General features: G+C 32.8%; 14 protein-coding genes and 1 pseudogene. All 15 read right to left on the bottom strand.

The window, feature by feature from the left end; genetic code table 11:
• Positions 1-159: 159 nt before the first annotated feature.
• The 15 genes and pseudogenes from PAENI_RS16100 to PAENI_RS16030 all read right to left on the bottom strand — a co-directional run bounded on the left by PAENI_RS16100 (position 160) and on the right by PAENI_RS16030 (position 14,562).
• A complete protein-coding gene (locus PAENI_RS16100; RefSeq protein ID WP_188114592.1) occupies positions 160-765 on the bottom strand; it encodes a YdcF family protein in 606 nt (201 codons plus the stop codon).
• A gap of 42 nt (positions 766-807) precedes the next feature.
• Complete coding sequence (gene rfbB, locus PAENI_RS16095; protein ID WP_149645985.1) at positions 808-1,803, bottom strand: dTDP-glucose 4,6-dehydratase; 996 nt, start codon at positions 1,801-1,803, stop codon at positions 808-810.
• Between the two features lie 28 nt (positions 1,804-1,831).
• Positions 1,832-2,392, bottom strand: coding sequence for a dTDP-4-dehydrorhamnose 3,5-epimerase (gene rfbC / locus PAENI_RS16090; protein ID WP_149645984.1), 561 nt, complete (start codon positions 2,390-2,392; stop codon positions 1,832-1,834).
• Positions 2,393-2,412: 20 nt separating this feature from the next.
• The gene (rfbA, locus tag PAENI_RS16085; protein ID WP_149645983.1) at positions 2,413-3,291 is read right to left on the bottom strand and encodes a glucose-1-phosphate thymidylyltransferase RfbA; all 879 of its coding nucleotides are present in this window, start codon (positions 3,289-3,291) and stop codon (positions 2,413-2,415) included.
• Positions 3,292-3,438: 147 nt separating this feature from the next.
• Positions 3,439-4,848, bottom strand: a complete 1,410-nt coding sequence (locus tag PAENI_RS16080; protein ID WP_149645982.1) for a lipopolysaccharide biosynthesis protein — start codon at positions 4,846-4,848, stop codon at positions 3,439-3,441.
• On the bottom strand, positions 4,845-5,948 hold the full coding sequence (locus tag PAENI_RS16075) for a polysaccharide pyruvyl transferase family protein (protein ID WP_149645981.1): 1,104 nt from the start codon (positions 5,946-5,948) through the stop codon (positions 4,845-4,847). The genes PAENI_RS16080 and PAENI_RS16075 overlap by 4 nt, the downstream gene beginning before the upstream one ends.
• 70 nt (positions 5,949-6,018) lie before the next feature.
• Positions 6,019-7,041, bottom strand: a complete 1,023-nt coding sequence (locus PAENI_RS16070; protein WP_223178962.1) for a glycosyltransferase family 2 protein — start codon at positions 7,039-7,041, stop codon at positions 6,019-6,021.
• Between the two features lie 188 nt (positions 7,042-7,229).
• Complete coding sequence (locus PAENI_RS16065) at positions 7,230-8,327, bottom strand: EpsG family protein (RefSeq protein WP_149645979.1); 1,098 nt, start codon at positions 8,325-8,327, stop codon at positions 7,230-7,232.
• Between the two features lie 64 nt (positions 8,328-8,391).
• The gene (locus PAENI_RS16060; protein WP_410477473.1) at positions 8,392-9,393 is read right to left on the bottom strand and encodes a glycosyltransferase family 2 protein; all 1,002 of its coding nucleotides are present in this window, start codon (positions 9,391-9,393) and stop codon (positions 8,392-8,394) included.
• Between the two features lie 228 nt (positions 9,394-9,621).
• Positions 9,622-9,724: pseudogene (locus PAENI_RS33060) on the bottom strand (DapH/DapD/GlmU-related protein); the annotation flags it as partial.
• A gap of 401 nt (positions 9,725-10,125) precedes the next feature.
• Positions 10,126-11,256: a glycosyltransferase family protein gene (locus PAENI_RS16050; protein WP_149645976.1), complete on the bottom strand. Its 1,131-nt coding sequence runs from the start codon at positions 11,254-11,256 to the stop codon at positions 10,126-10,128.
• Positions 11,257-11,258: 2 nt separating this feature from the next.
• Positions 11,259-12,137, bottom strand: coding sequence for an NAD-dependent epimerase/dehydratase family protein (locus PAENI_RS16045; RefSeq protein WP_149645975.1), 879 nt, complete (start codon positions 12,135-12,137; stop codon positions 11,259-11,261).
• A 1-nt stretch (position 12,138) separates the two neighbouring features.
• Positions 12,139-12,810 (bottom strand): sugar transferase, encoded by a 672-nt coding sequence (locus PAENI_RS16040; protein WP_410477472.1) that lies wholly within the window; start codon positions 12,808-12,810, stop codon positions 12,139-12,141.
• A gap of 43 nt (positions 12,811-12,853) precedes the next feature.
• On the bottom strand, positions 12,854-13,879 hold the full coding sequence (locus tag PAENI_RS16035; RefSeq protein ID WP_149645973.1) for a stalk domain-containing protein: 1,026 nt from the start codon (positions 13,877-13,879) through the stop codon (positions 12,854-12,856).
• A gap of 2 nt (positions 13,880-13,881) precedes the next feature.
• Positions 13,882-14,562: a hypothetical protein gene (locus PAENI_RS16030; protein ID WP_149645972.1), complete on the bottom strand. Its 681-nt coding sequence runs from the start codon at positions 14,560-14,562 to the stop codon at positions 13,882-13,884.
• Positions 14,563-14,578: the final 16 nt, after the last annotated feature.

Raw genomic sequence — 14,578 nt, 5'->3', positions numbered from 1 at the left:
CCTGAATCAATGAGTCAAAATTTCCCGGGTTTGGTAACTTTTATTGAAGCTACTTCTCCACTTTTTACAAAATGTGAAGATAAATGGTGAGCCAAAAGAAAAAGCTTTACCAATGGGGAAAAGTTTGAATCCTCGTTGCTCATTTAGCCTTTGGTGAGATTAGCGAAACCAGTTCTTAATCTGATCAAGAGTACTTTTTGCCTCCGGACCATTGTAACCAAAGGTGTTGCCGATCATTTTTACATACTCGTTGAACGTTGTTTCTCTACTCTTTCGGTCACTCCACCAGCGTTTAGCGTTATATCCTGATGCAGAACCCACATACGTCAGCTCAATCTCCGATTTTTTGTACACACGACCAAAAAGAAATTTCACCCTACGCATGTGAAAGTCAGAGGAAACAACAATCGCAGATTTAAAACCGTATTCCTTCATTATAGGAAGAGTGTACTCGGCATTCTGATAAGTGCTATCCGCCGCGTTCTCGGTATAAATGACGTCCTGGGGTATGCCTAAAGCTAGGGCGGTTTGGACCATGTCACCCGATTTACTCGTTGCCTCTTTAGCATTGGAAAGAATTACATAAGGAGCATACCCTGCTTTATATAACTCAGCAGCCTTTTCCACACGACCTTGGCCTCCGCTAAGTACGATGATTACATCTGATTGTTTGGGAGGGTCAGATAGAGCTAAGAAGCGGCCTGCACTGAAGAAACCAGTAATTAACAATAGTAAGCATACGAAAAGGACCAATCTTTTATTCATTAAATTACCTTTTCTTTTCTTAACCGTTAATTCGTGCATAAATCACTTATGCGATTCGTTACTAAGGATTTGTTGCCACCATTCAGCATTATCAATATACCATTGGATCGTCTGTGCAATTCCTGTCTCAAAAGTATAAGTTGGCTTCCAACCTAAATTCTCAAGTTTCGTTGGATCAATGGCGTAGCGTTTATCATGTCCTAATCTATCTGTTACGAATTCAATCAAATCTTCAGATTTCCCTAAGGTACTGATAATCGTCTTAACTACTTCAAGATTAGTTCTCTCATTATGACCACCCACATTATAAACTTCACCACTTACTCCTTGGTGCACGACAAGGTCAATGGCCGCGCAGTGATCCCAGACATGGAGCCAGTCACGAATATTTTTTCCATCCCCGTATACAGGAACCTTCTCTTCATTTAATACTCTTGAGATGGTCAGTGGAATCAGCTTTTCAGGAAAATGATAGGGGCCGTAATTGTTCGAGCAGCGTGTTATGTTCATTGGTAAACCAAAGGTCTCATAATACGCACGGACTAGCAAATCAGATGCCGTTTTACTAGCACTATAAGGACTGTTAGGCTGCAAAGGTGTTTCTTCGGTAAAAAATACAGTAGGATCAAAATCGAGTTCGCCATATACTTCATCCGTAGAGACATGGAGGAATTTAGTAATGCCGAATTTCTTAGCTGCATCCAGTAGTACCTGTGTCCCCATAACATTCGTACGAACGAATATCGCAGGATCAGTAATTGAGCGATCTACATGGCTCTCTGCAGCGAAATGAACAACATAATCGAATCTTTCCAACTCAAAAAGAGACAATATTGCCTCTCGGTCAGCAATATCAGCTTGAACAAACCGATAATTGGATTTGGACTCAATATCCTTATGTTTCGTTAGATCACCCGCATAAGTTAGCAAATCCAAATTCACAATCTCATAATGCGGATATTTATCTACCATATACTGTACGAAGTTGCCTCCAATAAATCCGGCACCACCCGTAACCAGCATCTTTTGCTTACTCAATGAACGCACTCCCGATCCATTAGCTCTATTAGTTATTATAGAAAAAATTCAAATTAGCATCTTTTAATAAAGGCGCTTTCTCATCCTTGGCAGACAGTACTGGTGTAACATGAATAGGCCATTCAATGCCAATAGAAGGATCATTCCACAGAATACCCCCATCACATTCCGGGGCATAAAGCTCATCGCACTTATACTGAACCTCTACGTCTTCTGTTAGTGTCATGAAGCCATGGGCGAACCCTTTTGGGATCAGCAGTTGCTTCTTGTTTTCTGCACTCAGTTCAATGCCGAGCCATTTACTATAGGTAGGACTACCTTTTCTGATATCTACGGCTACATCAAAAATAGCACCACGTGTACATCGAACAAGCTTCGTCTGTGCCTTGGGATGCAATTGATAATGCAAACCACGTAATGTTCCTTTAGTCGCAGAGTAGGATTGGTTATCTTGTACAAACTCCATGTCAATTCCATGCTCTTTAAACTTAGCTCCGCTATACGTCTCCATAAACCAACCGCGGTGGTCCCCAAAAACAGCTGGTTCAACGACTAATACGCCTTGCAATAAGGTTTCTGTAATTTTCATCGCTGCCACACTTTCACTTATTAGTATTGTATTTTACCTGTAGCTACCTTCATTAAATACTGACCATACCCCGTCTTACTCAACTTCTCCCCGCAATTCCACAAATGTTCTTTAGTAATCCATCCATTAATATATGCAATTTCCTCAGGAGCGGCGATCTTGATTCCTTGATGATCTTCAATAGTCCGTACAAAGTTAGTTGCGTCGACAAGACTTTGATGAGTTCCTGTATCTAACCAGGTGAATCCCCGACCTAGAAGTTCCACATCAAGCTCACCAAGATTTAAGTAAGCTTCATTAATGGAGGTAATCTCCAATTCCCCACGTGAAGAGACCTCAACATTCTTAGCAATCTCAATAACTCTGTTATCATAAAAATATAGACCAGTAATTGCATAGTTAGATTTTGGCTGAGTTGGTTTTTCTTCCACGCTCAACACTTTGCCCTCTTCATTAAATTCTACAACACCGAATCGCTCTGGATCTTGCACATGATATCCGAACACCGTTGCTCCTTGTTGTTTAGAAGAAGCACTTTGCAACATCTTCCGCATTCCATTTCCATAGTAGATATTATCTCCAAGGATCATGGCAACTGAATCATCACCTATAAAAGATTCACCCAAAATAAAAGCCTGCGCTAAACCATCAGGACTTGGTTGAACTTTGTATTGTAATGAGATACCAAACTGAGAACCGTCACCTAATAAGCTTTCAAATCTAGGCGTGTCCTCTGGAGTTGAAATAATAAGAATTTCTTTAATGCCCGCTAGCATTAATGTAGATAGTGGATAGTAGATCATTGGTTTGTCGTAAATAGGTAAAAGCTGCTTACTTGTGACCATTGTTAATGGGTATAGGCGCGTACCGCTGCCGCCTGCTAGGATAATGCCTTTCATAATAAGCCTCCACCTTTTATTCAATTTAGGAACGAAAGAATCATAAAATGTATTAATAGACTAATCTATTATTAAATTTAAATCATCTAATTTACAAGTAGTATATTTATTTAAAATTCATTGGTAATCGTTCAGAAACCCGAAAAATCACACAAATTTTTTCACTGTTGTAGTAATTATCTGCTTAAATAATTTAATAATCTTTCTATTAACAATAATTACTAACAGAAATAATATTAACTCAATAAAAAATTCTTTAAATATAGTAAAATCAATAAACAATATAAATATTTGTATACTAATAAGCAATAAATTAAGCGTAATAATTCTGACATTAAGTTTCATATTGATATATTTTTTTGTATCATAATATCTTAAAACCCAAACAACAAAAAAACTAATCATTGTTGAAATTCCGGCTCCGTTAGTACCCACTAAAGGTATGAAAATTATATTTGCAATTACATTCACTACTCCGCCAATCACTGAAGTTCTAAAGACTCCACCTGTTTGTTTAGCAGCTATATAATTCGTTCCTAAAAATCCCGAGAAACTAGAAAATATGATGCCAATTAATAAAAAAGGGACGAATTGCCAAGATTGATAGAACTCATTTGATACTAAAGTTGAAGTAATGAATTTTAAAACCAATAGAATTCCAGATGTTCCTAAAAATAATATCATTGAGAAATAACTAAATGTTTTAGAATAAAAATTCGATTTACCTTCATCGTTATATTCTTCGATAGCAGATAATTGCCAAGCTTGAAAAAAAACCGTATTCAATATAGAAAGTAGACTTGGTATTTTATTTGCAACTGCAAATAATCCATTTGCACTCGCTCCTACAAAAAAGAGAATGAAATATCGATTAGAAGCGTTTATTGTCCACCACATAAAAGCATTTGGTATGAGTGGTATACAGTAAACTAGCATTTTTACAGTTATTTTTTTGTTTATTTTATCAAATCTAATATAACTTAATATTTTGGTGTATAGTGTCAAATATAATATTGAAATTAGGTTTGCAATAATAATAGACAAAAAATACCCGTTAATACCCATGTTATATTTTACTAAGAAAATTATATTAAAGACTGCTGTAACCAATGTCATAATAATTCCATTCAAGGCGTACACTTTAATTTTACCAATTGCTCTAATGAATTGGGTCAGCAAAGTTTGAAAAGCTTGTATTATTAATATTGTATACATATATCCCAATAATCCACTTAGAACATTAAAATACATAAATATTGGATAAAATAATAAAGCAATTATAGAACCTAAAATTGTAATTATTAAGGCGTTTGTAAATACAACATCATTTGGATATTTTTTATCCATTACAAATCTTAATACAGCGTCAAATATACTTAAAGAGATAATCGGTAACAACAAACTACTCGTTGTTGTAATTATATCTATCGTGCCGTACTCCACTGCAGTTAAGTAATATGTATAAAGTGGAACTAAGAAAATTAAAATCAATTTACTTCCAAGGTTTCCAACTGCGAATATAGCAGAATTCCCAATTAATTTTTTGTATTTATTCAAATAGATTCACCACTCTTCAAACCTATAAATTTATCTAATTCCCAAAATTGTCTTTCAGATTTATCTAGAATACTTTTGTTGACACCTTTGTTGATTTCAAATTCAAACTCTATTTCTTCAATAGTTAGTTTATCTATTTCTTCAATAAAGGTCATTGAATTAGACAGATTATAATCTGAAATTATGTCTGAGGTTTTTTTACTATATATGATAGGGTAAAATTTGCTATTCAAAATGTAAGCTAAAATTAGTGAATGAAACCTACAAGTGATTAACTTTTCAATGGAAGATATCTCTTGAAGAAAACTTTCTATGTTGCCTTTATAAAATAATGTATGAGTATCAGCTTTATTGATCCTATTTAATATATCATTAATAATTTCTTCGTCTCCTTCTATCTGACAGAAAGAAATTAGTGTAACCTGATTTTTTTTTTCATTATAATGATTAATTATTTCCACCATTTTTTCTATATAAATTTCTTTATAATTAATTAAATCCAATCTATTTTCCAAAGAAATTAGGGATATACCAATCGAATTCTCAATCTTCTTTTGCGTGTTTGCTTCTAAGCTAAATATAATATCTGGTTCATTTCTAACATTATTTAATTCTGGGAACAACGAATAGGAATAAGAATCTCTGAAACATATATCCTCTAATTCCTTGAAAAGTTCATTATAACTCAGAACGAAATTTTCATCTTTATAAGGTCCGAAATTTGATCCAAGAACAAAATTCTTTTTCCCATTTGATTTAAACTTACTCCAAAGAAATCTTCTTCTTTCATACAGCTTTTTCCACCCTTTTATTTCCATAAAAATGGATCCACCGATGCTTACTGTAGCGGATAGATTTAATTTTCCCATAATATAATAGTGATAACTATTTAACAAATTTGTTCGAAATAGAACTGTATAAATGATTTTCGGCAATCTAATAAGTCTGACATTCTTATATTTACTTAAAAAATTATTTTTATAAGCTTTATTTTGACAGAAAATATACCAAGTCACATTTGGATATCGTTCTAATATCATCTTCAAAAATAAGTCATCACCTAGATTTTCTGCCAAGTATATTTCAAGTAATATTTTCATTAATTTTCTCCCTAATCCCTAAGAATTTAAATTCATTCTATGTAATTGTATTTAATCTCAATATTAATATTCAAGTCATAAAATCCACTTTTTTATCATTATAGTAACGAGTAATTAGATATCTATACATAGATTTATTTACATAAAATAAAGAATAGGCGAGTAGTTTAGCTTTTGATATTTTTTTTTCATTTAATAACTTTTTAGTTACCAAATTAAGAAAAGATACAACTTTTTCATATTCGAATTTATATTTTTTTTCCATTCTATGATATATGAGTACATTAAGAACACTAAAATATGAGGTGAATGCATAAGCATACGCTTCATTGACACTGCTTGTTTTTTTCTTTTTAATCTCTTCAATAATCATATCAGTGAATTTTAACATTTGAAAAACTTTTTCGTTGAAACCTATTTTTGTCGCTGATCCAATGCGAATGTAATAATGATATTTTGCTTCTTTGCAGCAGACTATAGTTTTAGAGTTTAGACAAGCTTCAAAAAGAAAAAAAGCATCCTCACCAACAGATAACCCAAGATCAAATTTATGCTTTAAAATTCTCTTGGTAAAAACTTTATTACACACTGAATTACCAAATGTTTTCCTTTCTAGAAAAAAATCCGCACAATCTCTATCAGAATAGACTACATTATCATTTATCTGATGCTCTAAAATTATTTCAGTAGTACTATTCATAAAATAATTACAACATGAAATATCCGCCTTATAGTTTTCAGCATTTTCAATAAGTATTTCAAACATATCAGGCTCAATCCAGTCGTCACTATCTACAAAACCAATGTATGTTCCAATTGAAGCGTCTAAACCAGTATTACGAGCAGATGAAACACCATTATTTTCAGTACTAATAATTTTTATACGGTTATCAATTGTTGCATACTTCTCGCACATACTTAAAGAAGAATCGTTTGAGCCGTCATTAACTAAAAGCAATTCAAAATTTGTATAAGTTTGATTTAGGATACTCTCAATACAACGACTAAGGTATTGTTCAGAGTTGTAAACTGGTACAATGATGCTAATCATTTTATCCAATCCTCTCTTTTCTCTATTATTGCTTGATTCCACATGCAGTATATTTTCGTGAATTACCGTTTAAACAATTGAAGGATTGTATAAATAGGTAGAGAAAAAGTCCTACTATAATTAGCACATATTTAAAATAAGTATTTATCCATTTTAATCAAACTGTTTAACAAAGATAAATATTAAATTATTATAATAAATTGTTCTCATATATAAGTTAACTAGTCAACTTATTTGAATGTTGAAAACTGCCAAAAAAAACTATAGGGAACAACACCTTCTGACCCACTATTAAGCATGTAATAATAATAAAGGGTCAATAAAAAAAACATAGGCAAATATAATACACCACCAATACCCTTTAGTTTTATTAGTATTTTCGGAATAAAAATAATCATAAAAACACCAAAATAGTATGCCATCCGGCTAAATATAAATATCTTAGTACCAATTAAACCAATCACAACAGAAAATACCATGAAAATTGATAAATAAAACAATTCATTTCGATCAATTATCTCTAACAGTTTTTTTTCTCTTGCTAAAAAATAAATTGAGATTATAGCTAAACACAATTGGGATATCCATATAATATAAGTACCTCTGACAGCTTTTCCCGCAAAAAATTGGGTTCCTTGATATACGTCATAATGACTTAATAAATTTAAAATAATATTATTTGAAAACATTAATAGAAAACACAAACTAAACGAAATAATTGTTATGTAAATGAAATTTTTTGGTTTAGGTTTAATAAGCTTCAATGGTAAAATCAGTATAAATAATATTGAAGATAAATGAAACATTGAGGAGAGTAAAATAATTGCTAAAAAACTTTTGATTTTACCTTTTTTAAAAAAATAAAAAGAATTACATAATAATGCAACAGAAATGAATTGCCTTGATGCATTTAATGAAATACAAAAGTAGAATGTAGTCAGAAATAAAAATGTTGAAATATATACATTATCAGAGTTGTAATATACAAATACTGCAAAAGCATAAATAATAATTGCACTCGTTAAGATAGTAATAGCTTGTGGATCTACTGTAAATCTAGACAAAATTTTATTCAGTAATAAATAACCATGTTCAGACCTATATACTTTAAATAGATTAGTAATGTCTATATTAGCTACAGTTGAAAATATTTGTTGATACTGTTTAGTGTCAGTACCAACATTTATATTTCTAAATCCGGATACAAAAAAAATGGATGTAAATGCTATAATTACGAATATTCTTTCCTTTACTCTATTACTTCCTGTCATATAAAATAATAATCCTAATATAATTACAAAAGCTAAATTCATGAAATAAATGCTCATATAACTACTCCTTAATTATCTCTATATAAAAGTTAAAGATGCTTAATAACATTAAGTGTATATATTATAACTTTAATAACTTTATTTTCGAATACAATTGTATTGGAATTTTCACTAAATTAATATGTATACACAACAAACTCATTACAAATTTACGATTTAATGGCATAGGAGATTTTAATAAAAAAATATATTCACTTCTTAATTTTTGTGTTAGTTCTATTACTGTTTTATCTTTAAAGGATCTTTTATCAGTAAAACCATACAAAGAAATTTTTGACAATAAAGAGAAATAAGATCTTGCTTGCTTCATTTTAGCGAGTTTTATAATCTCTTGATCACCAACTGTTAATGCTAATTCCACCATTTGATCTCCTACAATCAAAATTTCCAAATCTTTATTTTGGAATCCTCTTCTAGTAATACTTGCACCATCTTGAAAGTAGAAATAAGAAATTTTATTACTTTTAACATATTTTCTCGCTCTTTTAAGCAACATGAAATTCGTCGCTCCATCTTCATATAATTGCCCTTCGGGAAATCTTATCTCGTTAAACAAATGCCGTTTGTACAATTTATTCCATACAGGGAAATCTGCAATTCTTTTAGACATTCCTTCAAATAAATAATTATGTAAACTATCATTCCCCTCATAACATTTAATTTCTATTTTAGATTGTTTTATATTTTCCTCACCTTTTGATAAAATATATGACACTGACGATACATCACAATCATATTCTTCTATTAAATTTAATAGGTATTCAAACATGTCATAGGTAATCCAATCATCACTATCAACAAAACCTATATACTCTCCCTCCGCTACTTCAATCCCAGCATTTCTAGCCGAACTTAAACCACCATTTTCTTTATGGATAACTCTTATTCTCTTATCTTGAGCAGCGAAAGAATCACAAATAATACCGCAATTATCAGGAGTTCCATCATTCACCAATATTAATTCAAAATCCTGATATGTTTGTGCAAGTATTGAATCAACACATCGTTTTAAATATTTTTCTACTTTGTATACCGGTACAATTATACTAATTTTCGGCACTATGTAATTTCCTCCATGAATAATCAATAGTCTATATACATCAATTTCATAAATTCGAGTTTTAAATCATCAAGATTCAATTACCATTCACTGTGGAGTCTAATTTTACTCTCCCTAATAAATGAATCGCAAATCACACAGAAGAATACCTAACCCACTTTTTCGTAATATCGTTATATTTTTTAACTACTTTTGCAGGAGATCCGACTGCAATACAATTTTCAGGTATATCTTTATTAACAACTGAATTTGCACCTATAATACAACCATTCCCTATACTAACCCCCGGTAAAATACATACATTTTCGCCAATCCATACATTATTACCAATCGATACAGGTCTTGAAATAATAGGTCTTTCATCTGGAGGAACATCAGGTGTAGAACTCAAGGAAGAATCAGAGTAGTTGCCATGACTAATATCACTTATAAATATTTTAGAAGCAAGTAAACAATTATTTCCGATTAAAACTTTCTCACCGGATGCAATATGGACATAATCACCAAATTTACATTTATCTCCTATTATAATTTTTTTGTTGCTTCCTGACCCAGTATCAAACATCTCAAACCGACAATTATATCCCGTTGTAAAACCCTGACCATAATCCAAAAACTTTTTACCTCTTACATATATTGGTCTCCGAACCAAACGTGCACCTTTATAAAAAAGTCTAGTATAAATAAGAGAAATCATATTCTTTAATATTTCCCCTAATCCATAATTATTTACCATTATTCATACAACTCCTTGATTACGACATTCATTTTTTTATTAAATGCCACAGAGGAAAAAAAATCATTAAATACTTTTTTGGTGTTTTTCCTCATTTCAACAAACTGTTCCAAATCAATATTTGTAATCTCATAAACTAATTCCTGAATATTTGTATCTGTAAGATTAAATCCTATTTTATATAGTTCCACAATTCCAGCAGTATCTGCCTGAATATTATTTATAATTGGTAAACCATGCTGGAAGTAATCAATTGACTTCATAGTTAGTCCAACGCAAACATCTTTCTTCATTATATTCAATCCAAAATGACATTGATCGAATATCAGTTGTTTCTCTGCTGCATCATAAAGTTTACTATGATACTTCACTAGCGCACCTGTACTATTAATTTCTTCAATAAGGAGGTTTCTATTCTCACCATCTCCAATAATATGAAGAGTCGTAGGCTTTATCTCATGCATGGCTTTTATAAAATTTTTAATTTGTTGAATGTCAATAATATTATTTATTGAACCTAAATAACATAGGTGAAATTCTCTTTCATTGAGAACAGAGTTATTTACAATTTTGATTTCTTTCTTTGCCAGGTATACTGTATCTTTTTTTGAGTTTTTTAATAAATCTTTCAAAATTGATTGGTATAGATTACATTCTGTAATAATAAAATCAGCAAATTTCAAGCTATTATCTCGCATCAACCTCCAAAAAGTAAAAGGTGGGAAATACTTCATACTTCCAATTGGCATAGTTTCTGGCCAAAGATCAACTAAATCAAAAACTAATTTTATATCATTGTTATTTTTTTTATATTCACCAGCAAACTTAGCAATTGAATTTGCTGGAATAACAGCATATAACAATTCGGGTTTAAGATTTTCAACTAATTCAAATGCTTTTTTTGCATAAGCATAATGAGACCTTAATCTTGCTATTGACAAATTTTTATTATAAGTTCTTGTATTGACAAATATATATCCAGGCTTCTCTTCAATACGTTTCGACTTCTTAAAGTGCCTGAAATCCGATTGTATGATCGTTACTTCATCCCCTCTCTTGCAGAAGTATTCATGAAGTAAATCTATTCGATCTTCGTAGGTATCGAAGCAGGTTACAATAACAACTTTCATATCTATTGATTCTCCAGTTCAGTTGCCATAATTGATTCACGCAAATTTTTTTTTCTATAATTCACTTTATATACACTGATACTCTGCTCATAAACTAAATTCCCGAATATTTTATTTAAAACCCTAACATATCTTCTTAGAAGAAATAAAAAAGGATTAAATCCTTTTACTAACTTAATCTTTTTCCCATTTGCTTCAGCTATTATTTTCACCATCTCACTTGTATTTACATACTCATCGTTTTGTGGAAAAAATAATCCTTTTTCCTTATTTTCGATCATTAGTCTAATAAACTCACAAAGGTTATCTATATGAAGCATGCTACGCTGGTTATCAACGTTAGGGAATATTGGTGAGATACGGGATATTTTCGCTAATTTCAAATAATTCCCTTTAGAGCCCTTACCATAAATCATTGGTGGTCTAATTATCACTACTTTAAAATCATCACTCTCTAGAAGAGAAATACCTTCCTCTGCCTGAAGCTTACTATTACCGTAAAAATTTGATGGCTGAGGTTTCGTATTTTTATCTATTATTCTTTTCTTGTTGATATGGCTACTGTCACCATAGACGATAATACTGCTTGTGAAAATAAACTGCTTAACGTGTTCTTTTTTTGCCTTTTCCGCAACTTCAATCGCCAAATCACGATTAACTTTATAATATTGTTGCTCCATACTTGGATCCGTAGATACATGAGCAATTCCAGCAACATGGAGTACTACATCATAAATTGAAAAATCATGTTCCTTCCATTCCGTACCTCTAACCGATAGCTCCACGACTTCGTGTTGATCTGGCCATTGTTCCAGCCACTTTATAAAATTTGTACCCACATAACTACCTTTACCAGTTATTAATATTTTTCGTTTACTCATCTTATAAAGTTACTCCTTTAGTAGAAGACACTTCCTGTTTTGTTGTTCCTTCTTTTACACCATCAGACTTCAAAACACTTAGTATCGTCATAAAAAATACCTTTATATCAAACTTAAAAGAAAGACTTGCAACATACTCCCCATCCAGACTCGCCTTCTTCTCAATAGGTAACTCATCTCTACCATTAATCTGAGCCCATCCAGTCAACCCAGGTTTGATATCATTAGCTCCATATTTATCACGTTCAGCAATCAAATCATATTGATTCCATAATGCAGGACGAGGTCCCACGATACTCATTTCACCTTTTAGGATATTGATAATCTGAGGTAATTCATCCAAGCTTGTTTTTCTTAGGAACTTACCTACTTTAGTAATGAAGAAATCAGGATCTTCCAGTAGATGCGTCGGCATGTCTTGTGGTGTGTCTGTACGCATTGTTCTAAATTTTAGTATGTAGAATTCCAATTTATTTTTACCTAAACGTTTTTGTTTAAATAATATAGGGCCTTTGGAAGTTGTCTTAATTGCGATCGCAATGATTAAAAAGACTGGCCATAACACTAGCATCCCAATTAAAGCTAATAGAAAATCTATGGTTTGTTTCACGTAAACATAAGGTCTCATAAATTCACCTGATCCTTTAAGTATTTCTTCATATATGTAGATCATCTCTATGCCAAATGAGCATAGAGATGATATTCTTACTACTCTCTTAATTCGCCATCTTCTCAGCTATATCTTTACCCGCCTGAAGCTGTGCCTCAAATTCACTTTTATATTGACTAATAATCTCCGTACTATAGCCATTGCTGTTCAGTTTTTGTTCAGTGTCAGCAACTATGCTATTGAAGCTAGCAGTAAATGAGGCCAGCTGTTGCAACCCTTTTTCTTTAATGCTTTTCTTACTCGCTTCATCTGTCGCTCCAAGATACTCAAACCCAATACTCATTAATGTCGATTGACTTTGATTTTTAAGCGCCGTAAGCTTAGCTTCTGTGTCACTAGTGATAGTTTCATATGAAACCTTTCCAGTTCCTGCAGAACCACCACCTGGTGCACCTGTTGTATCCGTTGGCGCTGGTGTCGCTACTGGAGATGGGTCCTTAACATTGTCATTGTTTGTCGATCCATTAGTTGCTTGTTCCTGATAAGCCTTGGAAGCTGCAGTAATGGTCTTCGTCTTCTGATCCCAGCTAATGTTATGACCTACAGATTCCGATAAAAAACGTAGGGGTACATATAAGGAACCATTCAGTATAAAGCTAGATTGACCTGTAGGCAAAGCCTTGGTTGAACCGTTAAATACATAACTTGCCTTAACTTGATTGAGGACAATATTCTTCGCTGCTGCTGAAGAACCATTCCCGTTCTTTGCATTCATTAGGTATTCTTTAATCACAACTAGCTCTGAACTGCTAGGCTCTGCTACAGTAACTTTAACGTTTTTAGCATCCCAAGCTACACTCTTTTGCAATGCATATGACATAAAGCGTAATGGAACATAAGTTGTATTGTTGTACATGAATACATATTGACCTGGTGGGGTCCCAATATTCACTCCATCAAAAATCATATTCACGTTCATGCTCTGCACTCTAATCGTAGAATTTGCAGCCTTAGTTGTTGCACTTGGTACCGCCGCTGCTGATACGGAGATAGGAGCCGATGCCGTTAAGGGCGCTAACCCTATTGAAGCTATTAACGATAGAGCTATGACTGGTATTGTTGCTTTAGACATTCTTATTCACTTCCCTTTTCTTTCGCTTTTAATTGCTCTTCTTCTTTAAGGGTTTGATCTCGTGTCTTCCCTTGACTCACGCCATACTTCTTAGCAACCTGTGAAAGCTCGTTGTATTGTTCTTCGGAAACCTTACCGAGGATGATACTGCGTGCTTCCCGCTTCTCATCAAGCGTTAGGCCACCCTTGGCTAGATCTTTTAGACGGTTGATATCAGATACACTTAGTTGACCGAGCACAATAGCAGCTACATCTGCTTTATCCTTCATCGTTACATTCTCTTGAATTTCTTTAGCTTTATCTGTTGAGACCTGTGCTGTATAACCATCTGAAGAATTATCTTTTTGATCTGTTGATGGAGCTTTCGTAGGTTCACTAGTAGTAGAAGCTATTGTATCTTTTCCAGTTTCCTCAGTATCTTTGCTTCCAACATCATCTGTCGATGGAGCAGGTGTTGCAGAAGCTACAGGTTCGACCTTACCATCTGCTACTGTATCTTCAGGTGCAGTCCCTTGATCTTGACCACCACTAACTTGATCCTCAGACTCCAGATCAAAACCATCCACCATAGAATTCATCAGCTTATCGACCGCATAATTCGCAGCGAACAAACCACCAACACCTAGAACTACAATGACTGACAGCGTCCATAAAAGGATCTTTTTCCATCGCTTGTTGAACACTTATGTATCCCCCTTT

This window comes from Paenibacillus sp. B2(2019) (genome assembly GCF_008370385.1).
In the GTDB taxonomy this organism is placed as follows: domain Bacteria; phylum Bacillota; class Bacilli; order Paenibacillales; family Paenibacillaceae; genus Paenibacillus_AQ.
This window is presented reverse-complemented; position numbering and strand designations above follow the sequence as displayed.

Excerpts from the sequence above, each read along its gene's own strand:
- PAENI_RS16100 (WP_188114592.1), bottom strand. The coding sequence starts at position 765 with ATGAATAAAAGATTGGTCCTTTTCGTATGCTTACTATTGTTAATTACT.
- rfbC (WP_149645984.1), bottom strand. The coding sequence starts at position 2,392 with ATGAAAATTACAGAAACCTTATTGCAAGGCGTATTAGTCGTTGAACCA.
- rfbA (WP_149645983.1), bottom strand. The coding sequence starts at position 3,291 with ATGAAAGGCATTATCCTAGCAGGCGGCAGCGGTACGCGCCTATACCCA.
- PAENI_RS16075 (WP_149645981.1), bottom strand. The coding sequence starts at position 5,948 with ATGAAAATATTACTTGAAATATACTTGGCAGAAAATCTAGGTGATGAC.
- PAENI_RS16065 (WP_149645979.1), bottom strand. The coding sequence starts at position 8,327 with ATGAGCATTTATTTCATGAATTTAGCTTTTGTAATTATATTAGGATTA.
- PAENI_RS16050 (WP_149645976.1), bottom strand. The coding sequence starts at position 11,256 with ATGAAAGTTGTTATTGTAACCTGCTTCGATACCTACGAAGATCGAATA.
- PAENI_RS16045 (WP_149645975.1), bottom strand. The coding sequence starts at position 12,137 with ATGAGTAAACGAAAAATATTAATAACTGGTAAAGGTAGTTATGTGGGT.
- PAENI_RS16040 (WP_410477472.1), bottom strand. The coding sequence starts at position 12,810 with ATGATCTACATATATGAAGAAATACTTAAAGGATCAGGTGAATTTATG.
- PAENI_RS16035 (WP_149645973.1), bottom strand. The coding sequence starts at position 13,879 with ATGTCTAAAGCAACAATACCAGTCATAGCTCTATCGTTAATAGCTTCA.